Source organism: Castellaniella hirudinis (genome assembly GCF_042651965.1).
GTDB classification, from domain to species: domain Bacteria; phylum Pseudomonadota; class Gammaproteobacteria; order Burkholderiales; family Burkholderiaceae_B; genus Castellaniella; species Castellaniella hirudinis.
In genome coordinates this window covers 282,886-307,904 of sequence record NZ_JBHSDY010000003.1, presented here as the reverse complement: position 1 = coordinate 307,904, position 25,019 = coordinate 282,886, and the positions used below count along the sequence as shown (strand labels likewise).

General features: G+C 66.9%; 22 protein-coding genes and 1 tRNA gene. 8 read left to right on the top strand and 15 right to left on the bottom strand.

Annotated features, from left to right (window positions below; all coding sequences use genetic code 11):
* Positions 1-41 precede the first annotated feature (41 nt).
* Positions 42-1,157 (top strand): ribonucleotide-diphosphate reductase subunit beta, encoded by a 1,116-nt coding sequence (locus ACFO0J_RS06595; RefSeq protein ID WP_376812256.1) that lies wholly within the window; start codon positions 42-44, stop codon positions 1,155-1,157.
* A gap of 55 nt (positions 1,158-1,212) precedes the next feature.
* Positions 1,213-1,443: a glutaredoxin family protein gene (locus ACFO0J_RS06590; RefSeq protein WP_376812255.1), complete on the top strand. Its 231-nt coding sequence runs from the start codon at positions 1,213-1,215 to the stop codon at positions 1,441-1,443.
* Between the two features lie 75 nt (positions 1,444-1,518).
* Here the strand turns inward: ACFO0J_RS06590 and phnX are convergent, their stop codons facing one another.
* The 10 genes from phnX to dctP all read right to left on the bottom strand — a co-directional run bounded on the left by phnX (position 1,519) and on the right by dctP (position 13,297).
* Positions 1,519-2,355: a phosphonoacetaldehyde hydrolase gene (gene phnX / locus ACFO0J_RS06585; RefSeq protein ID WP_376812254.1), complete on the bottom strand. Its 837-nt coding sequence runs from the start codon at positions 2,353-2,355 to the stop codon at positions 1,519-1,521.
* Positions 2,356-2,372: 17 nt separating this feature from the next.
* Positions 2,373-3,488 carry a 2-aminoethylphosphonate--pyruvate transaminase gene (locus ACFO0J_RS06580; RefSeq protein ID WP_376812253.1) on the bottom strand — a complete coding sequence of 372 codons (1,116 nt, stop codon included), beginning with the start codon at positions 3,486-3,488 and terminating at the stop codon, positions 2,373-2,375.
* A gap of 28 nt (positions 3,489-3,516) precedes the next feature.
* Positions 3,517-5,238, bottom strand: coding sequence for a putative 2-aminoethylphosphonate ABC transporter permease subunit (locus ACFO0J_RS06575; protein WP_376812252.1), 1,722 nt, complete (start codon positions 5,236-5,238; stop codon positions 3,517-3,519).
* Positions 5,235-6,329, bottom strand: a complete 1,095-nt coding sequence (locus tag ACFO0J_RS06570; protein ID WP_376812251.1) for a putative 2-aminoethylphosphonate ABC transporter ATP-binding protein — start codon at positions 6,327-6,329, stop codon at positions 5,235-5,237. The genes ACFO0J_RS06575 and ACFO0J_RS06570 overlap by 4 nt, the downstream gene beginning before the upstream one ends.
* A gap of 8 nt (positions 6,330-6,337) precedes the next feature.
* Positions 6,338-7,369, bottom strand: a complete 1,032-nt coding sequence (locus ACFO0J_RS06565) for a putative 2-aminoethylphosphonate ABC transporter substrate-binding protein (protein WP_376812250.1) — start codon at positions 7,367-7,369, stop codon at positions 6,338-6,340.
* 102 nt (positions 7,370-7,471) lie between these two features.
* Positions 7,472-8,926, bottom strand: coding sequence for an NAD-dependent succinate-semialdehyde dehydrogenase (locus ACFO0J_RS06560; protein ID WP_376812249.1), 1,455 nt, complete (start codon positions 8,924-8,926; stop codon positions 7,472-7,474).
* 124 nt (positions 8,927-9,050) lie between these two features.
* Positions 9,051-10,328: a hydroxymethylglutaryl-CoA reductase, degradative gene (locus ACFO0J_RS06555; RefSeq protein ID WP_376812248.1), complete on the bottom strand. Its 1,278-nt coding sequence runs from the start codon at positions 10,326-10,328 to the stop codon at positions 9,051-9,053.
* Between the two features lie 24 nt (positions 10,329-10,352).
* A complete protein-coding gene (locus ACFO0J_RS06550; protein ID WP_376812247.1) occupies positions 10,353-11,660 on the bottom strand; it encodes a TRAP transporter large permease in 1,308 nt (435 codons plus the stop codon).
* Complete coding sequence (locus ACFO0J_RS06545) at positions 11,657-12,169, bottom strand: TRAP transporter small permease subunit (protein WP_376812246.1); 513 nt, start codon at positions 12,167-12,169, stop codon at positions 11,657-11,659. Before ACFO0J_RS06545 ends, ACFO0J_RS06550 begins: the two co-directional genes overlap by 4 nt.
* A gap of 84 nt (positions 12,170-12,253) precedes the next feature.
* On the bottom strand, positions 12,254-13,297 hold the full coding sequence (gene dctP / locus ACFO0J_RS06540; protein WP_376812245.1) for a TRAP transporter substrate-binding protein DctP: 1,044 nt from the start codon (positions 13,295-13,297) through the stop codon (positions 12,254-12,256).
* Between the two features lie 204 nt (positions 13,298-13,501).
* On the opposite strand from dctP, the gene ACFO0J_RS06535 reads away from it, so the two are divergent.
* A complete protein-coding gene (locus tag ACFO0J_RS06535; RefSeq protein ID WP_376812244.1) occupies positions 13,502-14,863 on the top strand; it encodes an aminotransferase-like domain-containing protein in 1,362 nt (453 codons plus the stop codon).
* A 59-nt stretch (positions 14,864-14,922) separates the two neighbouring features.
* Complete coding sequence (locus tag ACFO0J_RS06530; protein WP_376812243.1) at positions 14,923-16,083, top strand: PQQ-dependent sugar dehydrogenase; 1,161 nt, start codon at positions 14,923-14,925, stop codon at positions 16,081-16,083.
* Positions 16,084-16,120: 37 nt separating this feature from the next.
* Here ACFO0J_RS06530 and ACFO0J_RS06525 read toward each other — a convergent pair whose 3' ends face one another.
* On the bottom strand, positions 16,121-16,411 hold the full coding sequence (locus tag ACFO0J_RS06525; RefSeq protein ID WP_376812242.1) for a hypothetical protein: 291 nt from the start codon (positions 16,409-16,411) through the stop codon (positions 16,121-16,123).
* A gap of 149 nt (positions 16,412-16,560) precedes the next feature.
* Between ACFO0J_RS06525 and ACFO0J_RS06520 the strand changes: the two genes are divergently transcribed.
* Together ACFO0J_RS06520 and ACFO0J_RS06515 are read left to right on the top strand one after the other, a co-directional pair.
* Positions 16,561-16,764: a hypothetical protein gene (locus ACFO0J_RS06520; RefSeq protein WP_376812241.1), complete on the top strand. Its 204-nt coding sequence runs from the start codon at positions 16,561-16,563 to the stop codon at positions 16,762-16,764.
* Positions 16,765-16,944: 180 nt separating this feature from the next.
* Positions 16,945-17,211, top strand: a complete 267-nt coding sequence (locus tag ACFO0J_RS06515; protein ID WP_376812240.1) for a hypothetical protein — start codon at positions 16,945-16,947, stop codon at positions 17,209-17,211.
* Between the two features lie 172 nt (positions 17,212-17,383).
* Here the strand turns inward: ACFO0J_RS06515 and ACFO0J_RS06510 are convergent.
* Both ACFO0J_RS06510 and ispB read right to left on the bottom strand, forming a co-directional pair.
* Positions 17,384-17,460, bottom strand: a tRNA-Pro gene (locus ACFO0J_RS06510).
* Positions 17,461-17,543: 83 nt separating this feature from the next.
* The gene (gene ispB / locus ACFO0J_RS06505; protein ID WP_376812239.1) at positions 17,544-18,509 is read right to left on the bottom strand and encodes an octaprenyl diphosphate synthase; all 966 of its coding nucleotides are present in this window, start codon (positions 18,507-18,509) and stop codon (positions 17,544-17,546) included.
* Between the two features lie 113 nt (positions 18,510-18,622).
* On the opposite strand from ispB, the gene ACFO0J_RS06500 reads away from it, so the two are divergent.
* Together ACFO0J_RS06500 and ACFO0J_RS06495 are read left to right on the top strand one after the other, a co-directional pair.
* Positions 18,623-19,462: an ATP-binding protein gene (locus tag ACFO0J_RS06500; protein WP_376812364.1), complete on the top strand. Its 840-nt coding sequence runs from the start codon at positions 18,623-18,625 to the stop codon at positions 19,460-19,462.
* On the top strand, positions 19,455-20,465 hold the full coding sequence (locus ACFO0J_RS06495; RefSeq protein WP_376812238.1) for a Nudix family hydrolase: 1,011 nt from the start codon (positions 19,455-19,457) through the stop codon (positions 20,463-20,465). Before ACFO0J_RS06500 ends, ACFO0J_RS06495 begins: the two co-directional genes overlap by 8 nt.
* On the opposite strand, the gene ACFO0J_RS06490 is transcribed toward ACFO0J_RS06495, so the two are convergent.
* Together ACFO0J_RS06490 and ACFO0J_RS06485 are read right to left on the bottom strand one after the other, a co-directional pair.
* The gene (locus ACFO0J_RS06490) at positions 20,435-21,916 is read right to left on the bottom strand and encodes an efflux transporter outer membrane subunit (protein ID WP_376812237.1); all 1,482 of its coding nucleotides are present in this window, start codon (positions 21,914-21,916) and stop codon (positions 20,435-20,437) included. The genes ACFO0J_RS06495 and ACFO0J_RS06490 overlap by 31 nt on opposite strands.
* The gene (locus ACFO0J_RS06485) at positions 21,909-25,019 is read right to left on the bottom strand and encodes an efflux RND transporter permease subunit (RefSeq protein WP_376812236.1); all 3,111 of its coding nucleotides are present in this window, start codon (positions 25,017-25,019) and stop codon (positions 21,909-21,911) included. The genes ACFO0J_RS06490 and ACFO0J_RS06485 overlap by 8 nt, the downstream gene beginning before the upstream one ends.

The following is a 25,019-nucleotide window of genomic DNA, read 5'->3' as shown; positions in this document are numbered from 1 at the left end:
CCCGTTCCGGGGTCTTCGACCGCCTACGGCACGAACCGAAAATGACTCAAGCCCTGCCCACCAAGATCTTCAACACCGAAAAGTCCGACTACACCTTCCCGGAAATCATCCTGGGCCAGGACCTGGGCCTGTTCGACACGATCAACAAGTTCTATCCCGAAATCTGGAAGCTCTACAAGACGCTGAAGAACCAGGACTGGGACGAGAACGAGTTCGACTATTCGACCTGCAATGTGCAGTTCAAGACCTGCGACCGTCACACCTACGACATGATGGTCAAGACCCTGGCCTGGCAATGGGAGGCCGACAGCGTCGCCTCGCGCTCCATCGCCGCCGTGCTGGCCCCGGTCTGCACCAGCAGCGAAGCCTGGTCCGGCTGGGTGGAAATCACCAAGAACGAGATCGTCCACGCCGCCACCTATTCCGAAATCGTCCGCAACAGCTTCGACAACCCGGACGACATCCTCAACGAGATCCTGTCGGTCAAGGAGGCCATGAGCCGCCTGCACGTGGTCAGCGCAGTCTTCAACCAGGCTTTCGAAGTCAGCTATGACTACGCCCGCGGCCAGCGCGAGAACGACCAGGAAACCTACAACGCCATCTACCTGTTCATCGTCGCGCTCCTGTGCATGGAACGCATCCAGTTCCTGGCCTCGTTCGCCGTGACCTTCGGCATCTGCGACGGCACGGGCCTGTTCCAGCCCATCGGCAAGGCGGTCCAGAAGATCGCCCAGGACGAATTCGAAGTCCACGTCCAGTACGGCAAGGAAGTCCTGCGCGCGATGTTCAAGACCGAGCGCGGCCGTACCGCCTTTGAACAATGCCGCGGCAAGATCACCGAAATCCTGAATGAAGTCACCGCCAGCGAGGTCGAATGGACCGACTACGCCTTCTCCGAAGGCCGCGAGCTGACCGGCGTGACCTGCCAGATGATGAAGGACTGGGTCCATTACAGCGCCACCGACGTGGCCCGGTTCTTCAGCGTCCAGGACGACGTCAACTTCCCGATCATCACCGAGAATCCCCTGAAATACATGGAAAGCTGGCTGAACATGAGCAAGGTCCAGGCCTCCAACCAGGAAGAAGACACGGCCCAGTACAAGGTCGGCGTGATGAAGCGCGACGACGAAAACGAAGTGTTCGACGTGGATTTCTGAATCCACGCCCTCCGCCAGCCCCCGATCGAACCCCAATCAACAAAAAGGATCTGATATGTCCATCACCGTCTATTCGAAGCCCAACTGCCCGCAATGCGACCTCACCAAGCGCGACATGGACATCCTGGGGATCGAATACCAGACCGTGGATCTGACCCAAAGCCAGGACCAGCTCGAACGCCTGATCGGCCTGGGCCACCGCAGCGCGCCCGTGGTCGAGACCGACCGCGAAACCTGGTCGGGCTATGACCAGGAAAAGATCAAGGGGCTGGTGTCTTACGCCTGAGGCCTTGACGGCGTCCCGCCCCATGAAGCCCCGTCCCGCCGGACGGGGTTTTCGTTTCCGCGCCCCCAGCCCGGTTCAAGGCCGTTCGCCGCAGCCTCGCCGCACTTCGATGCGCTCAAGCGCGGCCGGCAGGTCGGCCACGGTGCGGATCACCTCATGCGCGCCGGCCTCGCGCAATTTTTCCTCGGCCGGGCGGCAGCAGGCGTCCCGCTCGTCCGGCGTCAGCGCGGACCATTCCTCCCAGCTCAGGCCGACCTCGTTGCCGGAGGCCGACAGGCCCACCGTCCACATGCCGGCGGCCAGGCCCTCGGCGATGCCCGGCACCGTGTCGTCCACCTTGACGCAGGCGGCCACGTCGCGGCTGCCCAGTTCGAGCATATTGGCCAAGGCCATCCAGGGACCGGGCCGGCCGCCGGCCTTCAGGTCGTCCGAGGCGATCACGCAATCCGGCGCATAGCCGGCCTGCGCGGCCATCGGCACCAGCGCATCCATCACCACACGCGGATAGCCGGAGCACGAGCCGATGCGGATGCCGCGTCTGCGCAAGGTTGCCACGGCCTGCATCGCCCCCGGGATCAGGGCCGAATAGCGGCCGACGCGCGCCACCTGCAGCGGCATGAAAGTCTGGTACACCGCGTCCACGTCCTCGCGGCTCATGTCGCGCCCATGGCGCTCGCGCCAGCGCGCGGCGACCGCCGGCACCCGGCCCAGGGCCTGGATGTGATCCCATTTGGCCAGCCCCATGGGGCCGCGCGCCTCGTCCAGGGTGATCGCCACGCCCGCCTCGGCGAAGGCGTCGACCAGGACCTGGGTCGGGGCGAAGGAGCCGAAATCGACGATGGTGCCGGCCCAGTCGAAAATCACGGTATCGAGGGCGCCGCCGGGCCGGCGGGTCGAAGCAGAATCATTCATGGCAAGTCTCGCGGTCATCATTGATAGACAGGTTCTTCCAGCCAGACCAGTTCGTCCAGCGCGGCCCGGACGGCATCGACCGCCTGCCCGATTTCGGCCTGATCGATCGCGCCGATGCAGCCGACCCGGAACGTCTCCACCTGGGTCAGCTTGCCCGGGTACAGGATAAAGCCCCGGGATCGCACGGCGTCATAGAACCGATGAAAATCATAGTCCGGATGCTCGGGCGCATGCCAGGTCACGATGATGGGCGCCTGGCGTTCAGCCGGCAAAAAACGGCGCAGTCCCAGGCCCTCCAGCCCTTCGCACAGCAGGCGGCAGTTGGCCTCGTAACGGGCCAGCCGGGCGGGCTGGCCGCCCTCGGCGAAATATTGCTCCAGCGCAGCGCCGAAGGCGGCGACCACATGGGTCGGCGGCGTAAAGCGCCATTGGCCGGTCGCCCGCAGGTACCGGTACTGGTCGAGCAGGTCCAGCGCCAGGGAGTGGCAATTGCCCTCGGCCTCTTCCAGGGCCTCGGCCCGGACGATGACGAAGCCCATGCCGGGTACGCCTTCCAGGCATTTGTTGCTGGAGGCGATCAGCGCGTCATAGGGCGCCGCGCCCGCATCCAGCGGCAAGGCGCCGAAGGCGCTCATCGCATCCACGATCAGGCGCCGGCCGGCGCGGGCCGTGACTGCGGCGATTTCGGCCACCGGATTGAGGATGCCGGTGCTGGTTTCGCACTGGATCACGCCGACATGAGTGATGCCGGGATCGGCGCGCAGCAGGGATTCGACAGCGGCGGGATCGGGTGCGACGCCGTCGGGGGTCTCCAGCACGGCCACGCGGCGGCCGATGGCGCCCGCGATCCGCGCCATGCGCTTGCCGTAGGCGCCGTTGACCAGCACCAGCAGCTTGCCGCCGCGCGGCACCAGGGAGCCCACCGCCGCCTCGACCGCGAACGTGCCCGAGCCCTGCAGGGGCACGCAGACGTGGCTGTCCTCGGCGCCGGCGATCCGCAGCAACTGCAGGCAGACCCGGGCGGTCAGGGCGTTGAAGGCGCCGTCCCAGGATCCCCAGTCGTTCAGCATGGCGGTCTTGGTGGCCAGGCTGGTGGTCAGCGGGCCGGGGGTCAGCAGAATAGGTTCTCTCATGAAAGGAATGCTCCGTCAGAAGATAGGGTCAGGCGTGCCGCCAGCGCTGGGTGCGATGCGCCAGCCAGCGCGACAGCAGGGCGAACAGCAGGCAGACGAACGCCGAGGTCGCCACGATCAGCGTCGCCATCGCGGCGGCCGCCGCCGTGTCGCCGGCATCGTCCATGTTGAGCACGGCCACCGAGGCCAGGACCGTGTCCGGGGTATAGAGAAAGATCACGGCGGACACGGTGGTCATGGCGGACACGAACAGGAAGCGGGCGATCTCCAGGATCGCCGGCAGGCATACGGGTACGGTGACGCGCCGCAGCGTGGTCCAGAACGGCACTTTCAACGACGCGGCCACGGCCTCGAACTCCCGATCCATCTGCCGCAGCGCCGTGGTCGCGGTCAGGTGCGCCGTGGTGTAGTAATGCACGACCGTGCACAACGCCAGCAGGACCATCGTGCCGTACAGCGGCAGCCAGCGGTTGCCGTTGAAAAAGAACACGTAGCCCAGGCCCAGCACCAGCCCGGGCACCGCCATGGGCAGCATGGCCAGCAGCCGGATCAATGTCCGCACCGCCCCGGCCCCAGCCAGTTTTTCCTGCAGCCACGCGCCCAGAAACACCAGCACCGTCCCCGCCGTCATGGTCAGCACGGCCAGCCGCAGGCTGTTCCACCAGGCCAGCCAGCCGCCGCCGTCCATGTCGTCGAAATTGAAATGGGCGAACGTCGGATCCAGCCGATAGGGCCACAGCCGGATGAAGGCGGCGGCCACCGCCATGCCCAGGATCAGCACCAGGCCGGCCCCGACCAGCGAGCAGCACAGCAGGCCGGCGCCGCCGGCCCAGCGCGACCCCGAAGGCTGCAGCGGGCGAGCCCGGGCCGTCAGCAACGCCTGCTGCCGCCGCTGCAAGCGGTGATCGACGGCGAAGCTGAACACGGCCGGCAGCAGCAGAAGCAGGCCGATCACCGCACCCCGGGCGAAATTCTGCTGGCCCACCACCTGCTTGTAGGCCTCCACCGCCAGCACGGCATACTGGCCGCCGATCACCTTGGGCACCCCGAAATCGGTGATCGTCAGCGTGAACACGACCAGGGCTGAGGACACCAGGCCATGGCGCACCGAAGGCAGGGTCACCGTGAACCAGCGCCGCAGCGGCCCCGCGCCCAGGGCGTCGGCGGCTTCGTAGAGGCGCCCATCGGCCAGAGACAGGGCGGTGAGCAGAATCATCAGCGCATGCGGAAAGGTGTAGAACACCTCGCCCATGACAATGCCGGGCAGACCATAGATGCCGCCCCCCGGGAACCAGCCCTTGAGCACACCCTGGTTGCCGAACAGATACACCAGCGAAATCCCCGGCAGCAGGGAGGGCGCCAGCAGGGGGATCAACGCCAGGAGCCGGAACAGCGGCTTGCCGGGCATCCGGGTGCGGGTCAGCGATGCGGCGAAGCCGAAGGCAAGCGGGACGGTGATGGCCGTCGTCGCCGCCGCGGCCGCAACGCTATTGCCCACCAGGGTCAGGAAACCGGGCGCCGAGGTGATCGCAGTGAAATGCGCCAGGCCGGCATAGCCCCCATCGGGACCGGCCAGCGCCTGGCCCAGGATGGCCGCCAGGGGCAGTCCCAGGAACACCAGCAGCAGCGCGACGACGCCCCAGGCCAATCCCCCCGCCAGGCGCTGCGCGGCGTCCTGCGGCAAGGCGGCGGACGCGCCGGCGCTGCGCCCGCCGCCCGTGACCCAGCGCAAGGCCCGTACGCCGTTCACGCCGCCTCCGCCGCAAACATGCGCAGCCGGTCCGCCGGCAGGGTCACGGGCACGAGTTGACCCGGCACGAGCCGCAGCCGCGCCAGCTCATCCTGGGAGACATCGGCCAGCAGCGGCAGGTCGCCCCACAACGGCACCGTCAGGCTGACGCGGCAGAATCCGCCCAGGTGCTCGATCTTGCCCGGCCGGGCCAGGGCGGTGTTGGGCCCGCCGAGCCAGACCGGATGCAGGCGCACGTCCTCGGGCCGCAGAAACACCCGCCCCGTGCTGCCCGGCTCGGGCAGCGCCTGCGCCACGGACAGCGTGACGCGATCCACCGCGATCTCGCCGTGGCGGCGCACCGTCGCCTCGAACCAGTTGGCCCGGCCGATGAAGTCCGCGACAAAGGCGGTACGAGGCTGGCCGTAGATCTCGCCGGGCGTGCCGATCTGCTCGACCCGGCCCCGGCTCATCACCACCACCCGGTCCGCCATGGCAAGCGCCTCTTCCTGGTCATGGGTCACCATGACCGTCGTCACCCCCAGACGCGCCTGCAGATCCTTGATCTCGCGGCGCAGGTGCTCGCGCACCCGGGCGTCCAGGGCCGACAGCGGCTCGTCGAGCAGCAGCAGGCCCGGATTGGTCGCCAGGGCGCGGGCCAAGGCCACGCGCTGCTGCTGGCCGCCGGACAACTGGGCCGGGAATTTGCGCTCGGCCCCGTCCAGGCCGACCAGCGCCAGCAGCTCCGCGACCCGCCGCGCCCGATGCTCGCGCCGGCCGCTCAATCCATAGGCGATGTTCTCGGCCACGGACAGATTGGGAAACAGCGCGTAGCTCTGGAACACGATGCCGTAGTCGCGCCGCATGGGCGGCAGCCGCGTCACGTCGCGCCCGCGCATCAGGATGCGCCCGCCGCTGACCGCCTCGAGTCCCGCGATCAGGCGCAGCAAGGTCGTCTTGCCGCACCCCGAAGGCCCCAGCAGGCAGACGAACTCGCCCGGCGCCACCGTCAGGTCCACCGCCGACAAGGCCGTGAACTCGCCATAGCGCTTGTGCAGACCGACCACGGCCAGGGCCGGCTCCCGGGATGCGTCGGCACACAGGGCTCCCATGGCCTCGCTCACTGCTTGGGCTTCGGTTCGGACTTGCCGTCGTAGCGCTTCGTCCACTCGGCCAGGATGGTCTCGCGGTTGGCCGCCGACCAGCGCAGATCCTGCTTGACCAGCCGCGACTCGTAATCCGCCGGGATGTGCGGATCGGGCTTGGCCACGCCCGGATAGGCGACGACCGCGAAGTTCTTCGCGTACAGCTCGTTCGCGCCGCGCGAAGCCGCCCAGTCGGCCAGCTTGCGCGCCGCATCCAGGTGCTTCGTGCCCTTCATGATGGCTGTGGCCTCCACGTCCCAGCCCAGGCCTTCGCCGGGGAACACCAGGTCGATCGGCGCGCCTTCCGCCTTGCTCTTGGCGGCGCGGTACTCAAAGGAAATGCCGATGGGGAATTCGCCGGTGGCCGCTTGCTTGCAGGGCTTGGAGCCGGAATGCGTGTACTGGGCGATGTTGCGATGCAAGGCATCCATGTAGTCCCAGCCGCCCTGCTCGCCGAACAGCGTCAGCCAGGCCGTGACGTCAAAGTAGCCCGTGCCGCTGGAGGCGGGGTTGGGCATGACGATCCGACCCTGGTATTCGGGCCGCGTCAGGTCCTGCCAGGTCGCGGGCTTCTTCAGCCCCAGCTTTTCCGCCTCGACCGTGTTGAAGCAGACCGTCGCGCCCCACACGTCCATGCCCACCCAGGCGGGCGGATTCGCGTCATCGACGTAAGCCTTGTCCAGCTTGTCCACGCCTTGCGGCGCATAGGGCTGGAGCATGCCTTCCTTGTCCAGCGCCAGCAGGGACGAAGCGGCCACGCCCAGCACCACGTCGGCCTGGGGCGCGGCCTTTTCCGCCAGCAGCTTGGCCGTGATGATGCCGGTGGAGTCCCGTACCCACTTGATCTGGATGCCGGGCACATCCGCCTCGAACTGCCGCTGGTAGGCCTTCAACTGATCGGCTTCCAGCGCCGTGTAGACGGTGAGCGTGGTGTCGGCGGCCCAGGCCTGCGCGGCGCACAGGACGGCGGCGCCGGCGAAAAGGCGGGACAGGGTCTGTGTCTGCATGAAAATCCTTCTCTCTCGTCAGGCTCATTAGCGAGCGAGAAGGATTCTAGGGACCGAATGTGACCGGCGTATGAAGGTCCGGGGCCGCCTGCCCCCGGTGCGTCAGATCCCCACAGCCGACACCGTCTTGGTGTTCAGATAGGCTTCCAGCGCCTCGGGGCCGCCTTCGGAACCGTAGCCGGAATCCTTGACCCCGCCGAACGGCAGCTCGGCCGAAGGCGTGGCCGGCTGGTTGACCCACAACATGCCGGCCTCGACCCGGCCCATCAGTTGCTGCACATTGCGCAGCGAGCGGGTGAAGGCGTAGGCGGACAGGCCGTAGGGCAGGCGATTGGCCTCGGCGATGGCCTCGTCCAGGTGGTCAAAGGCGCGGATGCCCGCCACCGGACCGAAGGGTTCGTTGTTGAACAGATCGGCCTCGGTGGAGAGCCCGGCGATGATGGTCGGCGCGAAGAAATTGCCCGCATCGCCGACGCGGGCGCCGCCCGTCAGGATCTCGGCGCCACGCTGGCGGGCGTCCTCGACCACTTTGGTCATGGCGGTGATGCGGCGCGCATTGGCCAGCGGCCCCAGGGTGGTGCCCTCGGCCAGTCCGTCGCCCAGTTTCAGGGATTCGGCGTGGCGCACGAACGCGCGGGTGAATTCATTGACCAGGCTGCTGTGCACCAGAAAGCGCGTGGGCGAGATGCAGACCTGCCCGGCATTGCGGAACTTGCTGGAGGCAGAGACCTTGATCGCCAGCTCGACGTCGGCGTCCTCGGCCACGATCACCGGCGCATGGCCGCCCAGTTCCATGGACACCCGCTTCATGTGGGCGCCCGCCAGCGCGGCCAGTTGCTTGCCGACCGGCGTGGAACCGGTGAACGTGACTTTGCGGATGACGGGATGCGGAATCAGGTAGCCGGAGATTTCCGCCGGATTGCCGTACACCAGGCCTACCACGCCCGGCGGCAGGCCGGCATCCACAAAGACCTGCAGCAGCGCAGCCGGCGAGGCCGGGGTTTCTTCCGGCGCCTTGCACAGGAAGGAGCAGCCGGTCGCCAGCGCGGCGGCCAGCTTGCGCACCACCTGATTGATGGGGAAGTTCCAGGGCGTGAAGGCCGCCACCGGCCCCACAGGTTCCTTGAGGGCCAGTTGCAGCGCGGCGGGATTGCGCGGCGGGACGACGCGGCCGTAGACGCGCAGCCCCTCGTCGGCGAACCATTCGATGATCGTGGCGCCCGCCAGGGTCTCGATCCGCGCTTCGGCCAGCGGCTTGCCCTGTTCCCGGGTCATCAGGCGGGCGATGTCCTCTGCGCGTTCGCGCAGCAGGCCCGCCGCACGGCGCATGAGGGCCGCGCGGTCATACGCCGTGGTGTTGCGCCAGGTTTCGAAGCCCCGCTGGGCGGCGGCCAGCGCGCGGTCCAGATCGGGGATGCCGGCATGGGCCACCCGGCCGATCACCTGGCCGGTCGCCGGGTTGAGCACGTCCAGTGTCCGGCCATCGGCCGCATCGACCCATTGGTTGTCGATCAAGAGCCGGGTGTCGGGGTAGGAAACGGTGGAAGTCGCGGTCATGATGAATCAAGCTCCTGGACGATGAGTCGGAACGCCGGCGCATGGGCTCCGGCAAGGCTTCCACCAGTATAGAGCCCGTCGGGGAAGGCTCCCGCTTCCCCCGGCCCGGCTCGCCTGAGCCCCCTTAGTGGCCTGCCCGCAGCTTCTGCAGCTCGGCTTCCGCCACGTCGATGCGCACCACGCCGAGTTCGACCAGGCGCTGGGCGACTCTGGCAATTTCCTCGCCTTCCGCGCCCGCCATCAAGGCGATGTTCTGGGAATGCAGCGACATGTGGCCTTTCTGGATGCCGTCCGTGGCCAGCGCCTTGAGCGCCGAGAAATTCTGCGCCAGCCCCACCGCCGCGATGACCCGCGAGAGCTGTGCCGCGTTCTGGACATCCATGATCTGGAGGCAGGCCCGGGCCATGGGATGCAGCTTGGTCGCCCCGCCGATGAGCCCGACTGCCATGGGCATCTCCAGGGAGCCGGCCAGGTCGCCTTCACGGGTGACCTCCCATTGCGTCAGGCTGCTGTACCAACCCTTGCGCGCCGCATAGGCATGCGCCCCGGCCTCGATGGCGCGGGTATCGTTGCCGGTCGCCATGACGACGGCCGTCACGCCGTTCATGATGCCCTTGTTGTGGGTGGCGGCGCGATAAGGATCCATCAGCGCGAACTCATAGGCCTTGATCATGCCGTCACGCACGGCCGCGCCGCCGATGGCGTCCAGTTTCCAGACACAGCGGGCCCTCGCCAGGCGATGGTCCGCCAGATTGGACAGGATCCGCAGATAGACGCGCCCGCCGGTCCAGGTCTCGATATGCGGCGCCAGTTTCTCGGCCATGGTGTTGACGGCATTGGCGCCCATGGCATCGCGCGTGTCCACGATCAGGTGGGTGACCACCATGGGGCCGCTCGGCGCATCGATGATACGCACCTCGAGATCGCGGAATCCGCCGCCCAGGCGCACCAGCACGGGGTCGCAGTCATCACAAATGGCGCGGATCTCCTCGGTGTGCTCCAGGATGGTCAGGCGGGCGTTGCCCGGATCAGGGATTCCGACCAACTGGACCTGCGCAATCATGCGCGTTCCCGACATCGACGTGATGAAGCCGCCCGCGTCGTAGCACTGGCGCGCCGCGTTGCAGACGGCGGCCACCACGGAAGACTCCTCGGTCGCCATGGGCACGAGATAGTCCTTGCCGTCGATCAGCAGATTGGTGGCCACACCCACCGGGATGTTCATGGTGCCGACCGCATTCTCGATCAGTTGATCGACCAGGTCCGCCGGCAGATTGCCGGTATCCAGGAACAGCGATTTCAGATCCCCGCCCTCCAGTCCGGCAAACGCCAGCGTCTGGTCGATACGCTCGGGGACACCCAGCTTGTGAAAACCCGAAATGCGGGAAGTTTTGTGCGTCACGACAATCACCTCAAAGAAAAAAGATCAACCGACGAACCGGGGCAGCCAGGTCACCATCCCCGGCACGGCCGCGCAGATCAGCAGGACGAGTATCTGCAGCCCCATGAAGGGCACGACCCCGCGATAGACTTCCGCCATGCCCATGCCTTTGGGCAGGGTGGCCTTCAGATAGAACAGCGAATACCCGAACGGCGGACTGATGTAGCCCACCTGGATCGAGATGGCATACAGGACGCCGAACCAGATTTCGTCGAAACCGAACGCCTTCACAATCGGCAGGAAAACGGGCACGGTCAGCAAAATGATGCCGATCTCGTCCAGGCAGGTGCCCAGGAAAATCAGGATCAGCATCATGATGGCCAGCACGACATACGGGCTCACGTCCAGGTCGCGAATGGCGCCGATCAGCGTGTCCGCCCCGCCCAGCCCCGTGAAGATCGCCACGTAGGCCTTGGCGCCGATCGTGATCCACAGGATCATCGAGGTCACCTTGAGCGTCTGGATGCCGGCGTCGGCCAGCCCCTGGAACGTGAACCGGCGACGTGCGAAGCTGGCCAGAATGGCGCCGACGACCCCGACGGCAGCGGCTTCGGTCGGCGTCGCGATCCCCAGGAAGATCGACCCGAGCACCATCACGATGAGCAGCGCTGGAATGACCACGGCCTGCAGGCTGAGCAGCTTCAGCCGCATGGGCACGGGCTTGACCGATTCGACCGGCACCTTGCCGGGCTTGAAGTAGGCCACGTACAGGATGTACAGAATGTAGGCCAGCGCCAGCAGCAGGCCCGGCACGATGCCGGCAATCAGCATCTTGCCGATCGAGACCTGGGCCGTCACGGCATACACGATCGTCAGCACGGACGGCGGGATCAGCACACCCAGCGTCCCGGCCGCGCAGATGGTGCCCGCCACCAGCGAAGGGTCGTACTTGCGCCGCAGCATCTCGGGCATGGCCAGCACGCCCATGGACGTCACCGCCGCCCCCACCACGCCGGTCATGGCCGCCATGACGACACAGATGATGACGGTGCCGATGGCCAGCCCGCCGCGCAGGCGGCCGAACCAGAGCCCCATGACCCGGTACAGGTCTTCGATGACCCCGGAGCGCTGCAGAATGCCGGCCATCAGGATGTACAAGGGCACCGCCAGCAAAGGCTCCGAGCGCATGGTGTCGAACACCTGCAGCACCAGGATGATGACGGAGTCCGGGTTCCAGAGCGTGATCGTCAGCAGCAGGGACAAGCCGCCCAGCACAAAGGCGATCGGCAGACCGGTGACCATCAGCAAGGTCAGGCCGCCGAACATCAGGACGAGAATCAGGTTCGGGCTCATGCGGCATCATCCTTTTTGTCGCCAAAGCACAAGCGTGCGAGTTCCGCCAGGCTTTGCAGGCCCAGCAGCAGCACGGCCGCCGGCACGGCGATCTTGTAGGGCCAGAGCGGAGGGTTCCAGGCGGAGAACGTGGTTTCCCGGTATTCGATGGACTGCAACACCAGCGGCGTGGCGTAATACAGCATCACCGCGCAGAAAAAGAGAATGATCAACTGATTGGCGATGTCGACCGCGAGACCGCCGCGCCGCGACATGCGATTGCGGAACAGGTCCATGTTGACGTGCCCCCCCAGATGCAGCAGATAGGGGCCGCCCAGCAGGAAATAGGGGCCGAACAGCAGCACGGCCAGTTCCATCCCCCAGACGGTGGGCGAGTGAAAGACATAGCGGCTGATGACTTCCGCCATCATGGCGGGCACGATGACGATCATCAGCGCGGCCGCCAGCATGAACAGCACCTTGTTCAGGCCGGTGACGGCACGAACATAAAGTCGGATGACACTGGGCATGGTGGGAATCCGGATGAGGAAAAATCAGGCTGTCATGGCCCGGCAAGGGCCATGACAGTCAGGCCGGCGACGCAAAGGCAGGAATCAGGCGATCAGGCCCAGCTTTTCCATGAACGCGATCTGGCTGTCCAGAATCTGCGTGGCCAGGGCGTCACCCTTGGTGGCCTTGTGCCAGACCTCGACCACCTTCTTGCGGGCCTGGCCGACATCCGCGGGATCCAGCGCACTGACTTCGACCCCTTGCGCCTTGAACGCGTCGATCGCCTTGCCGTCCGCCACCAGAATGTGCTGGCGCAAGGCGCTGGACACCTCGCGGGCTGCCGCAGCCAGGGCGGCCTTGTGCATCTCGGGCAAAGCCTGGTAGGCCGCCTGATTGGCGACGTAGCTGGTCGCGGTGGTCGGCTGGTGCGGCCCCGGCTGGATGATGTATTTGGCCACTTCACCCAGACCCGCTTCCTGATTGGCCGTCAGATCGCCCCGGTCCGCGATGTCGATCACGCCCTTGTCCAGGGCCGAATACACATCCGCAGTCGCCAGCGGCGTCACGGCCACGCCCAGGGCGCCCATGACGGCCGAAGCCAGTCCCACGAACCGCCCTTTCTTGCCGTTGAAATCCGCCACGGTCTTGATCGGCACCTTCGAGTGGATAGGCTCGGGACCGTAGACAGTCGGCGCGATATAGAACAGGCCGGCCGGCGCATAGGCCTTGCGGGCCAGATCCAGGCCGCCCAGTTCATAGAACCAGGCTTCGTACTGGTCGGATTCCGTGAAGCCGAACGGGATGGTGCTGGTGAAAGCGAAGCTGGGGATCTTGCCGGCCTCATAGCCGTCGAAGGTCTTCATCATCTGGAAGGCGCCGCCCCGCACCGCATCAAATGCCTGGTTGGCGGGCACCAGTTGGCCGGCCGAGAACAGTTCGATCTCGAACTGCCCCCCGCTCAGCTCCGCGACGCGCTTGACGAAGAATTCTTCAAATTTCTGCGGCGTGGTGCCGCCATCCCACAAGGCTTGCATCCGCCATTTCACCTTGCTCTGCGCACGGGCCGAGGTCCCGACCCCGAGGCCGGCGCCCGCCAGGGAACCTGCGCCCAAGGTCTTGAGTACAGAACGCCGAGTGAATGTCGCCATTGTCATCTCCATGAAAGCCGCCGCCCCGATGCCCGGGGAGCGGAGAGCGGGCATCGACCCGCTTCGTTGATCGTTATCGTGCTGCCGCATCCAGCCGGCAGGTGCGTACATGATAGGGAAGCGATAGGTACAATAAAAGGTACAGTTATTCCTATTTATTTAAACCGTACCAGATTCTGACCCAATACAATCCAGGACCGCCTCATGACCCGCATCGACGCTGTCATTCAGCAGATCCTTCAAGGCATTGCCGCCGGCACCTGGCCGCCGGGCGCGCGCGTCTGGCCGATCCGCACCGCCGCTGCCGAATTACAGGTCTCGAAAAATACGGTGGTCGAAGCCTACGACCGCATGGTGGCGCTCGGGCAGCTCGAGGCACGCGTCGGCTCCGGCTACTACGTGCCTCGCACCACCCGACGCGACCGGCTGCCCAAAGCCTTGTCCGTCGCCCAGGCAGTCGACGCCGCCTCCCTGCTGCGAGAACAACTGATCCGGCAATATGAGGTCCGCATCGGCGAAGGCCGTCCGCCACACGACTGGGCGGGCAAGGTGGATTTCCATTTGCCGCTCGGCGCCGCACGCTCCCGCTCCGATGACCATGAAATGCACAATTACGGCAATCCCTGGGGGTTCATCCGGCTCAGGGAGTACTTGTCACGGAACCTGAACGACCGCCAGATCCACGCCGACCCTGACCATATCCTGACGACGATGGGGGCGAACCATGCGCTCGACCTGATCGCACGCCAGTTACTCGAGCCGGGCGATACCGTGCTGGTCGACAGCCCGGGCTACTACCCCCTGTTTGCCAAACTGCACCTGAGCGGGGTACAGATCGTCGGTGTGCGGCGCCTGATCAACGGCCCCGACATCGAGGACCTGAATGCGAAGGCCGCCAGATATCGCCCGAAAATCTTCTTCACCCAATCCCAGGCGCACAATCCCACCGGCAGCGCGCTGACCCTGCCGACGGGCCATCGCATCCTGCTGGCGGCCGCCCAGCATGAATTCCTGGTCGTGGAGGACGATCCTTTCGCCGATGTCCTGCCGGCCGACGCCCCCCGCCTGGCCAGCCTGGATCAACTGGAACGGGTCATTTACGTCGGCACCTTCTCCAAGACCCTGTCAGCCGGACTGCGGGTCGGCTACCTGGCCTGCAACACCCGGCTGGCACGCGCCTTGTGCGATTTGAAAATGCTCACCATCGCCAGTTCCGGCGACATCGCAGAACGGATGCTCTATGAATTCATCGCCTCGGGCCAGTATCTGAAACATCTCCGGAAATTGCGCCAGCGCATCGCCCAGGCGACGGATCAAGCGCTCGAGACCTTGCACATGCTCGACCTGGAAGTCTTCTGCGAACCCTCGGGATGCTTTTATCTCTGGGCCTACCTGCGGCCGGGCGACCACGAAGAACGGCTGGTTCAGGAAGCCTCGGAACACAATATCTTCATTGCCCCCGGCCGGCTGTTCACCCCCGATCGGCACAGCTCACGTCCCGCCATGCGCCTGAACATCGCCTATGCCGCCCATCCTAAATTCATCGAGTTCATGCGGCAGCGCTGACGACCATCCACGCCAGTGGGTATAGTGGCCCCATGTGTCCCATGAAAGGCACGCGCGCCATGAACCGTTCCACCCTCTCCGCCGCATGCGCGCTGGTCGCGCTGCTGGCCCTGGCCCCGGCGGACGCCCGCTGCGCCTCCCTGGCGCACACCGCCCCGGAAAATGCCGGCACGAGCCCCGCACGCGACGATGCGCCGTTCGCCATCCAGAGAATCGCCGCCTTCGACCGCCCCTGGGCGATCGCCTTCCTGCCCGACGGCCGCCTGCTGCTCACCGAAAAGGCCGGCCGCATGTTCCTGCTGACCCAGGCCGGCGCCCGAACGCCCATCGACGGCGTGCCGGCGGTCTACGACCGGGGACAGAACGGCCTGCTGGACGTGGCGCCCTCACCGGACTTCGCCCGGGACCGCCTGCTGTATTTCACCCGCGTGGCGCCCGAGGACGGCGGCGGCGCGCTGGTCCTGGCCCGCGCCCGGCTGGACGAATCCGGCGGCCGCGCGCGTCTGCGGGACCTGGAGACCCTGTGGCGCCAGCAACCCGCCGGCCCAGGCGGACAACCCGGCGGCATCGTGGCTTTTTCACCCGACGGGCGGCATCTGTTTCTAACGGTCGGCGACCGCATGGAACCCGACACGGCCCAGGACCCCGACGCGGCCCGGGGCAAGATCCTGCGCCTGGACCCGGACGGCTCGGCCCCCCCGGACAATCCCATGGCCGGACAGCCCGGCATCCGCGCCCTGACCTGGAGCACCGGCCACCGCAACCCCTACGGCCTGGCCTTCGCCCCCGACGGCACGCTATGGGAGCACGAGATGGGACCGCGCGGCGGCGACGAGCTGAACCGGATCCGGCGCGGCGGCAACTACGGCTGGCCGACCGTCTCGAACGGGGACCAATACAGCGGCCGACCCATCCCCCGACATGCCACCCGCCCGGATTTCGACGCGCCCAGCCTGTACTGGACCCCGGTCATCGCCCCCGCGGGACTGGCGTTCTACCAGGGCGACGTCTTCCCTGCATGGCGCGGCTCCGCCCTGATCGGCGGCCTGCGCGCCGAGGGCCTGGTGCGCGTGGTCTTCAATGCGGACGGCACCGCCCATCAGGCAGACCGCTGGTCCCTGGGCCGACGCATCCGCGACGTGGCGGTGGCCCCCGACGGCGCGGTCTGGGTAATCGAGGATGGCGCAGACGCGGGATTGCTGCGGCTCACGGCGAAGTGAATCGCAGCAATCCCAAGACTCGGCATCACGGACAGATTCAGGTCACATGCGCCGGCACCACCCGTTCAGGCGTCCTCCTGAGCGCCACCATCAACAGGCAGGCGATCCCGAGCCCGACCATCGAGACCAGCAGGAAAGGCTCGTAGCTGCCGGAGATACGGAAGGTCTGTCCCATCAGGAACGGACCGAAACCCGAGGCAAACATGAAGATCGCAAAGAAGTAGCCGTAGATCTCGCCGAACGCCTTGTGACCAAAGTAGCGCGACTGCATGAAAGCAATCAGATCGATCTCGGCACCCAGTCCAAGTCCGATCAAAACGGCCGCCACCAGACCCGCATGCTGGCTGCGGGCCGCCGCGCGCAGGCTGGGCGTCGCCCGCCGCCGACTTCAATAACGAGCAAGATCTGACCCAGATTTTTCTGGAACGCAACCTGCCCGAACCGCGCGTCGCCCTGCAGGCCTGCACGGCCTTATCCATGATGGTGGCCCTGGCCAACACCGATCTGCTGGCGCTGCTGCCCGTGCAATGGACGGCGTTTTCTCCCCTGCAGGGTTGCCTGGAACAAATCACGCTGGAAGAAACACTGGTCGCGCCCGACATCTCATTCATCCGTCGCAGCGAACTGCCACTGACACTGGCCGCCGAGTATTTCTGCGACCTGCTGCGGCGCGAGATTTAAAACAAAAACGCACAGCCGGGGCTGTGCGTTCAGAGGTCAGTTGATGCTGTACACCGACAGCACGCATTTGAAGGTCAACGCCAACAAGAACAAGTACGACCGGTCGATGTGGCGATCAAGCCGGCGGCGCACCCCGCCTCAAAGCCGGTGACTACAATGGGGGCTCATATAAGGAGTGTTATGTTGGAATTTCAGCCCGGAGCACGGGCGTATCTTTTGGATATTCATGCCCTGTCTACAGACGAGGACGGCAATGACGTGTTTGTAGGCATGACGCTCAAAGAGTCGGTTTGGTACCAGCGCTACCTTGAAGCGTCATTCAGGGGAGATACCGACCGCACCGACGGTTCGCAGGAAAGGTATCTTGCGCTGCATGACATGCACGAGGATGCGCGGCAGGCTGTAATCGCTGAAAAATCGGATTCTCACAAACCGATCGTGCAATAGCGACTGCGGTTCTCCACAGAAGAATCCCCGCCATCGAGCGGGGATTCGCTTTTATGCCGCAGGCATCCAAAACACCGCGCCCCGCGAATCCGAAGACTCTGCGGGGCGCAAAAAATGAAAAAGCCCCATGTGCAGGGGCTTAGTCAAAACTCTTTAAAATCAAGAGGTCAAGTGGTCGGGGTGACATGATTCGAACATGCGACTCCTACGTCCCGAACGTAGTACTCTACCAGGCTGAGCTACACCCCGACGGTGCTGCTATGACGAGAACCACAACAGTGTTGTGGCCGGCCGCTGGTTTTATCAGCGCCCTTCCCGTCAACGGGAAATTTTCAACGATCACGCTCGACCGCGAAAGCACAGAATTTTAGCAGAGTTTCGCGATAAACGGAATTCGGGAAGGCTGACAGGGCTTCGCGGGCCCGATCGGCCTCGGCCCGGGCCGCCTGGCGGGTGTAATCCAGCGCGTCGGTCGCGTGGATGGCGCGCGCCACGGCCTCGAAATCGGCGTCGCCGGTTTCGATGGCGCCCCGGATCAGGGCGCGCTGTTCGGGCGTGCCGGTTTCCAGGACCCGGATCAGCGGCAGGGTGGGTTTGCCTTCGCGCAGGTCGTCGCCCACGTTCTTGCCCAGGGCCTGGACGTCGCCGCTGTAGTCCAGCACGTCGTCGATCAACTGGAAGGCCGTGCCGATGTGGCGGCCGTAGGCGGCGGCGGCGGACTCTTGTTCCGGCGAGGCGCCGGAAATGATGGCTCCCACCTGGGCGGCGGCCTCGAACAGCTTGGCGGTCTTGTAGCGCACGACCTGCAGGTAGCGGTCCAGCGACACGTCCGGATCGTGCACGTTCAACAGTTGCAGCACCTCGCCCTCGGCGATGATGGTGGTGGCTGCCGACAGCACCGCCATGGCGGCCATGGAGTCGGATTCGACCATCATCTCGAACGAGCGCGAGTACAGGTAGTCGCCCACCAGCACGCTGGCGGCGTTGCCGAACACGGCGTTGGCCGTCTCGCGGCCGCGGCGCATGTCGGACTCGTCCACCACGTCGTCGTGCAGCAGGGTGGCGGTGTGAATGAATTCCACCACGGCCGCGAGACGGTGATGGTTGTCGCCCCGGTACCCCAGCGCCCCCGCCACCAGCAGCACCATGGCCGGGCGCATGCGCTTGCCACCGGCGCCGACGATGTAATCACCGATGGTGCGGATCAGGACGACTTCGGAATCCAGGCGGGCGCGGATGACGGCGTCGACCGACTGCATATCGGACACGATGGGAGCGAACAGTTCTGAGAAATTCAAGACGGACCCGAATACGGATGGGCGCCCGCCGGATGCGGCCGCAAAGAGCCAGATTATACTTTCCGCATCACATTCAGGAGAATTACGTGGCAGACGATCAATTGCAGGCGTTGATGAGCCGGGCGATGGGCGTGCTGGCCCAGCTCGAAGCTTGGTTGCCGCCCGCCCCGCCCGCCATCGACTGGACGGCCCATGCCTACCGCTGGCAGCGCCGGGGCCAGCGCGGCTGGCTCGAAGCCGTGCGCCGCATCGCCCCCATCCATCTGGACGACTTGCAGCACGTGGACCGGCAAAAGGCCGTCCTGGAGCGCAACACGCTGGCCTTCCTGAACGGCAAGCCGGCCAACAACGTCCTGATGACCGGCGCACGCGGCACGGGCAAAAGTTCACTGGTGCGCGCGCTGCTCGACGCGCACGCGGGCCGGGGCCTGCGCCTGATCGAAATCGACAAGTCCGACCTGGGCGACCTGGGCCAGATCATTGAACTGATCCACGGCCGCCCGGAACGCTACATTGTCTTCTGCGACGACCTGTCCTTCGAGGAAGGCGAAGCCGGCTACAAGGCGCTGAAATCCGCGCTGGACGGCTCGGTGGCCGCGCCGGGCGACAATCTGCTGATCTACGCGACCTCGAACCGGCGCCACCTGATGCCGGAATACATGCACGAGAACCTGGAGGCCCAGCACCAGCCCGACGGCGAGATCCACCCGGGGGAAACGGTCGAGGAAAAGATTTCCTTGTCGGAACGCTTCGGCCTGTGGCTGTCGTTCTATCCCTTCGCCCAGGACGACTACCTGGACATCGTCGGCCACTGGCTGCAGGCCCACGGCTGCGACGCGGCCCAGATCAAGGACGCCCGCACCGAAGCCCTGCAATGGACACTGGAACGCGGCTCCCGCTCCGGCCGGGTGGCCCGACAATTCGCACGCGACTGGGCGGCCCGCCATGTCTGAATCCAAACCCTACATCCGCGTGGCCGCCGGCCTGATCATTGACCCCCGAGGCCGGCTGCTGCTGGGCCAGCGCCCCGAAGGCAAGGCCTGGCCCGGCTGGTGGGAATTCCCCGGCGGCAAGATCGAGGCCGGTGAAACCGTCGAACAGGCCCTGGTGCGCGAACTGGACGAAGAGCTGGGCATCCACGCCACGTGCGTCTATCCCTGGGTCGTGCACGTGCACGAATACCCCAAGACCATCGTCGAATTGGCGTTTTGCCAGGTGACCGCCTGGGAAGGCAACCCCCACGGCCGCGAAAACCAGGCGCTGGACTGGGTGGATCCCTGGGAAATCCGCCTGGACGAATCCGAACACCCCATCGGCCCGGGCGGCGGTTCGCTGCTGCCGGCCGCCGCCCCGCCGCTGCGCTGGCTGCGCCTGCCCACGCGCTACCGCCTCAGCCGGATCGGCCATCCCGACCGGCTGGCCGACTGGCTGGCGGATCTGCGCCATGAACTGCTGCGCGGACTGCAACTGGTGCAGTTCCGCGAACCGGACTGGCAAGGCGACCCGGCTTCGCTGCGCGAGGCCTTCCTGGCGGTGCTGGCCCTGTGCCGCCAGCAGGGCGCGCGCTGCCTGGTCAACAGCGCCCATCCGCCCTCCTGGTGGTCCGAGGCGGACGGCGTGCAACTGCGGGCGGCCGACGCGGCGCGCATCCTGCAGAACGACACGCGCCCGCCGGGCTGGCTGGGGGTCTCCGCCCACACGGCGGAGGACATCGAATGCGCGCGCCAGCTTCAGGCGGATTTCGTGGTGCTGGGACACGCGCTGGACACGGACAGCCACCCCGGCCTTCCGGCCCTGGGCTGGGACCGGTTCCGCGCCCTGGCGAACGCCGCCGGCCGGCCGGTCTTCGCCATCGGCGGCCAGTCGCTGGACACGCTGGATGCCGCGCGCCGGCACGGCGCGCACGGGATCGCGGCGATCCGGGGTCAGTTGGTGGAAACGTCCCCGGCGGAATAGGCTCCGCCCAAAGCGGCGATCAGTTGCGTCGTCGCCGTCAGGCGCTGGGCGCGCACGTCCAGCGCAGTCTGTTCGGCGCTCAGGGCGCTGGTCTGCGCCTGGACCACGCTCAGGTAGTCCACCAGGCCGGCCCGATACTGGTTGGTGATCTGGCGCAGGGTCTCGCGGGCCGCCGCCAGGGCCCGATCCCGGGCGGCCTGTTCCTCGACCAAGGCCTGCGACTGGACCAGGGCGTCCTCGACCTCGCGCAGCGCATCCAGCACGGTCTTGCGGTAGGCGGCCGCCTGCGCATCGTACGCCGCGCGGGCGGAGGCCACGGCAGCCGCGCGCGCCCCGCCGTCGAACAGGCTCAGCGCCAGGGTCGGCCCCAGGGTCCAGAAGCGGGCGGGCGTCATGATCCACGAGGCGAACTCCGCCGCCCGATAGCCGCCCTGGGCGCTGAGCGTCAGGTCGGGAAACCAGGCGGCCTGCGCCACGCCGATGCGCGCATTGGCCTGCGCCGCCCGCCGCTCGGCGCCCGCCACGTCGGGGCGGCGCAGCAGCAGGGCCGAGGGCACGCCCACCGGCACATCGGGCACGGCCGGCAGGCCGGCGCTGCCGGACAGCAGAAAGCTTGCCGGCGTCTGCCCCAGCAGCACGGCGATGGCGTGGGCCTGCTGTTCCCGCTGCCAGCCCAGGCGGATGCGCTGGGCGCGGGCCTGGTCCAGCTGCATGGAGGCCGCCGCCACGTCGGCCGGCGACGCCACGCCCGCCGCCAGGCGGTTGCGCGTCATCTCCAGCGCGCGCGCGTATTCGTCCAGCGTGCGGGCCAGCAGCGCGTCCTGCAACTGGCTGGACCGCACACCGAAATAGGCTTGCGCCAGAGTGGACCGCAGGCTCAGGCGCATAGCGTCCAGGTCGGCGGCGCCGGCCTGTTCGCCGGCCCGGGCCGCTTCCACGTCACGCCGCACGCGGCCCCACAAATCGACTTCCCAACTGGCCGTGGCCGACAGGCCGTAGGTGGTGGCGGGATTGCCCGCCTGGGACACGCCCTGCCCTGCCCGGGTCAGGGAGGTCGACGCGCCCAGCGTCGGGAACAGGCCGGCGCGCGCCGAATCCAGCGCGGCATGGGCTTGCCGGAACTGGGCCTCGGCCTGGGCCAGATCCAGGTTCCCCTTCGGCATGCGGTCCATCAGATCGTCCAGGACGCCATCGTCAAACAGGGTCCACCAATCGGCGGGCAATGCGCGCGGCGGGGTGTCCGCGGGGATCCAACGGCCTTCGGGCGCATGGGCATAGGCCGCCCCGACGTCCTGGACCGGGCGCTGGTAATCGGGGCCGACGGCGCAGGCCGACAGGGCCAGGGCCGCAGCGATGGCCAGCACCGCCCGTGTGGCGCGGCATGCAAGACGAGCGCCCGGATGCGTGAGGGCGAAATCTGCATCGGGTCGTGGAATCACTCGGTCAGGCATGGGGTGCAGGTTCCTGTTGCGGCGGAGTGGAGGCACGACGACGGGATCCACGCAGGCGATCCAGGCTCAGATAAACGACGGGCGTAGTGTAGAGCGTGAGCACCTGACTGACCAACAACCCGCCGAAGATCGTCAGTCCCAGGGGCTGGCGCATCTCCACCCCGGCCCCCGTCGCCAGCAGCAGCGGCAAGGCGCCCAGCATGGCGGACAGGGTCGTCATCAGGATCGGCCGCAGGCGCGCCAGGCAAGCGCGATAAATGGCCTCGCGCGGGTCCAGGCCCTCGCGGCGCTGCGCCTGCAGGGCGAAGTCCACCATCATGATGGCGTTCTTTTTGACGATGCCGATCAGCAGGAACACGCCGATCAGCGCGATCAGGGTGAATTCCATGCCCACCAGCCGCAGGGCCAGCAGCGCGCCGACCCCGGCCGAAGGCAGCGTGGACAGAATGGTGATCGGATGGATGGTGCTTTCATACAGCATGCCCAGCACCAGATACATGGCCACCAGCGCCGCCACCAGCATCCAGGGCTGCTGCGCCACCGCGTCGCGCATCATGCCGGCGCTCTGGTCCAGCCCCGCCTGCAGTTCCTGCGTCGGCAGGCCGATGCGCGCCACGGCCTGGTCGATGGCCGCCAGCCCCTGGTCCAGGGACACGCCGGGCGCCAGGCCAAAGGACACCGAATCGGCCGCCAACAGGCCTTCGTGATTGACCGAGCGCGGCGCGGTGCCCTCGGTGATCCGGGTGAAGGCCGTCAAAGGGACGCGCTGGCCGGCGGTGTTGAGCACCTGCAGGGCCTGCAGGGAATGCAGGTCCTGGGCGTACTGCGGCTGCACCGCCATGACGACGTGGTACTGGTTCAGATTGCCATACAGCACGGCCGCCTGCCGCTGGCTGAAGGCATTGTTCAGCACCCCCGCCAGATCGGCCATCTGCACCCCCAGGCGTCGGGCGGCGTCCCGGTCCACGACCAGTTCCACCCGCCGTCCCTTGTCTTCGACGTCGTCGTCCACGTCCACCAGTTCGGGCAGCGCGGCCAGGACGTTGCGCACTCGCGGCAGCCACTGGCTCAACAACGCCAGGTCGCTGCCCATCAGCGTGTAGGAATAGGAGCCCGCCCGCGAGGAGCGGCCGACGAAGATGTCCTGCTGCGGCACCAGGAACATGCGCGCCCCGGGCGTATGCTCGAAGCGGGGCCGCAAACGGTTGACCACGTCGTCGGCGCTGACGTCGCGCTCGCCCAGGGGCTTGAGCTGCACCTGGATGAAACTGGAATTGCTGCCGCCCCGCCCGCCGGCATACGCGGTGACGGTGTCCACCGCCGGATCGGCCAGCAGCACGCGGCGAAACGCATCCAGCCGGGTCTGGGTCTCGCCGAAAGACGTCCCGGTATCGACGCGGAAGAACCCCATCAACTGGCCCGTATCCTGCTGCGGGAAGAAGCCCTTGGGGATGCTGGCGTACAGGTACACGTTCAGGCCCACCGTGGCCAGCAGCAGCAACAGGACGAAGCGCCCGTGATCCAGCGACCAGCGCAGCGAGCGCCGGTAGGCGGCTTCTCCCGCCTGGCCGCAGCGCCGCAGCCAGCGCCGCAGCAGCCCCTGGGACGGCGGCTCGTACACGGCCGGGGCGCGCAGCAGGCGCGCCGCCATGACCGGGGTCAGCGTCACCGACACCAGCAGCGACACGGCGATGGTCACCGACAGGGTGACGGCGAATTCCTTGAACAAGCGCCCCACCAGACCGCCCACCAGCCACAAGGGGATGAAGACGGCGATCAGCGACAGGCTCATGGCCAGCACGGTGAAGCCGACCTCGGTCACGCCGCGCAAGGCGGCGCGCGCCGGGCGCATGCCGCGCTCCACGTGGCGCATGATGTTTTCCAGCACCACGATGGCGTCGTCCACGACGAAGCCGGTGGCCACGATCAGGGCCATCAGGGAAATCGTGTTCAAGGTGAAACCGAACCACCACATCAGGCTGAACGCACTGATCAGCGAGGCCGGCACGGCGACGGCCGGGATCAGGGCGGCGCGCCAGTTGCCCAGAAAGGCCAGCACCACGGCCACCACCAGCACGACCGACAGCACCAGGGTCAGTTCGGCCTCGAACAACGAGGCCCGGATGCTGGGCGTGCGGTCCTGGGCCACGGTCAGGCGCACCTGTTCCGGCAGCAGCGCCTGGAAATCCGGCAGCAGCGTGCGGATGGCATCGACGGTCTCGATGATGTTGGCGTCGGCCTGGCGGCGGATGATCAGCAGCACGGCGGAACGGTCGTTGAAATAGCCGACCTGGTTGGTGTCCTCGACCGAATCCTCGATCCGCGCCACATCGCTCAGCCGCACGGGACGGCCGTCGCGCCATTCCACGATCAGAGGGGCGTAGTCGACGGCCTTGCGCAATTGCCAGTCGGAATGGATCTGCCACTGGGTTTCGCTCTGCCGCACCAGGCCGCCGGGACGCAGCGTATTCACGTCCTGCAATACCTGGCGCACACGATCCAGGGGGATCCCCATGGACTCCAACGCCCGCGGATCCACCAGCACGCGCACGGCCGGCAGCGAACTGCCCCCCACCGTCACCTGCCCCACCCCGGCCACTTGCGACAGCTTTTGCGACAGCACGGTGGACGCCAGATCGTAGAGCACGCCGCGCGTGGCGGTGTCCGAGGTCAGCGCCAGCGTCATGATGGGCGAAGACGAGGAGTTCACCTTGCGGTAGGTCGGATTGTTGCGCATGCCCGAGGGCAGCAGGGGCCGCGCGGCATTGATGGCCGCCTGGACGTCGCGCGCGGCGCTGTTGATGTCGCGGTCCAGCTCGAACATCAGCGAAATGTCGGTCTGGCCCTCGCTGCTGCGCGAACTCATGCTGTCCAGCCCGGCGATCGCGCCCAGCGACTGCTCCAGCGGCATGGCCACGCTGGAGGCCATGGTCTCGGGGCTGGCCCCCGGCAGCGAGGCCGAGACCGAGATCATCGGAAAATCCACCTGCGGCAGCGGCGCCACCGGCAGGAAACGCAGCGCCAGCGCCCCGGCCAGGACCAGCGCCAGGCACAGCAGGGACGTGCCCACCGGCCGGCGCAGGAACAAGGCAAAGAAGCGCAT

Excerpts from the sequence above, each read along its gene's own strand:
- ACFO0J_RS06500 (WP_376812364.1), top strand. The coding sequence starts at position 18,623 with ATGAGCCGGGCGATGGGCGTGCTGGCCCAGCTCGAAGCTTGGTTGCCG.
- dctP (WP_376812245.1), bottom strand. The coding sequence starts at position 13,297 with ATGGCGACATTCACTCGGCGTTCTGTACTCAAGACCTTGGGCGCAGGT.
- ACFO0J_RS06580 (WP_376812253.1), bottom strand. The coding sequence starts at position 3,488 with ATGAGAGAACCTATTCTGCTGACCCCCGGCCCGCTGACCACCAGCCTG.
- phnX (WP_376812254.1), bottom strand. The coding sequence starts at position 2,355 with ATGAATGATTCTGCTTCGACCCGCCGGCCCGGCGGCGCCCTCGATACC.
- ACFO0J_RS06595 (WP_376812256.1), top strand. The coding sequence starts at position 42 with ATGACTCAAGCCCTGCCCACCAAGATCTTCAACACCGAAAAGTCCGAC.
- ACFO0J_RS06495 (WP_376812238.1), top strand. The coding sequence starts at position 19,455 with ATGTCTGAATCCAAACCCTACATCCGCGTGGCCGCCGGCCTGATCATT.
- ACFO0J_RS06590 (WP_376812255.1), top strand. The coding sequence starts at position 1,213 with ATGTCCATCACCGTCTATTCGAAGCCCAACTGCCCGCAATGCGACCTC.
- ACFO0J_RS06515 (WP_376812240.1), top strand. The coding sequence starts at position 16,945 with ATGTTGGAATTTCAGCCCGGAGCACGGGCGTATCTTTTGGATATTCAT.
- ACFO0J_RS06550 (WP_376812247.1), bottom strand. The coding sequence starts at position 11,660 with ATGAGCCCGAACCTGATTCTCGTCCTGATGTTCGGCGGCCTGACCTTG.
- ACFO0J_RS06490 (WP_376812237.1), bottom strand. The coding sequence starts at position 21,916 with ATGCCTGACCGAGTGATTCCACGACCCGATGCAGATTTCGCCCTCACG.
- ACFO0J_RS06570 (WP_376812251.1), bottom strand. The coding sequence starts at position 6,329 with ATGGGAGCCCTGTGTGCCGACGCATCCCGGGAGCCGGCCCTGGCCGTG.
- ACFO0J_RS06565 (WP_376812250.1), bottom strand. The coding sequence starts at position 7,369 with ATGCAGACACAGACCCTGTCCCGCCTTTTCGCCGGCGCCGCCGTCCTG.
- ACFO0J_RS06535 (WP_376812244.1), top strand. The coding sequence starts at position 13,502 with ATGACCCGCATCGACGCTGTCATTCAGCAGATCCTTCAAGGCATTGCC.
- ACFO0J_RS06520 (WP_376812241.1), top strand. The coding sequence starts at position 16,561 with ATGATGGTGGCCCTGGCCAACACCGATCTGCTGGCGCTGCTGCCCGTG.
- ACFO0J_RS06545 (WP_376812246.1), bottom strand. The coding sequence starts at position 12,169 with ATGCCCAGTGTCATCCGACTTTATGTTCGTGCCGTCACCGGCCTGAAC.
- ACFO0J_RS06485 (WP_376812236.1), bottom strand. The coding sequence starts at position 25,019 with ATGCGCTTCTTTGCCTTGTTCCTGCGCCGGCCGGTGGGCACGTCCCTG.
- ACFO0J_RS06530 (WP_376812243.1), top strand. The coding sequence starts at position 14,923 with ATGAACCGTTCCACCCTCTCCGCCGCATGCGCGCTGGTCGCGCTGCTG.
- ACFO0J_RS06560 (WP_376812249.1), bottom strand. The coding sequence starts at position 8,926 with ATGACCGCGACTTCCACCGTTTCCTACCCCGACACCCGGCTCTTGATC.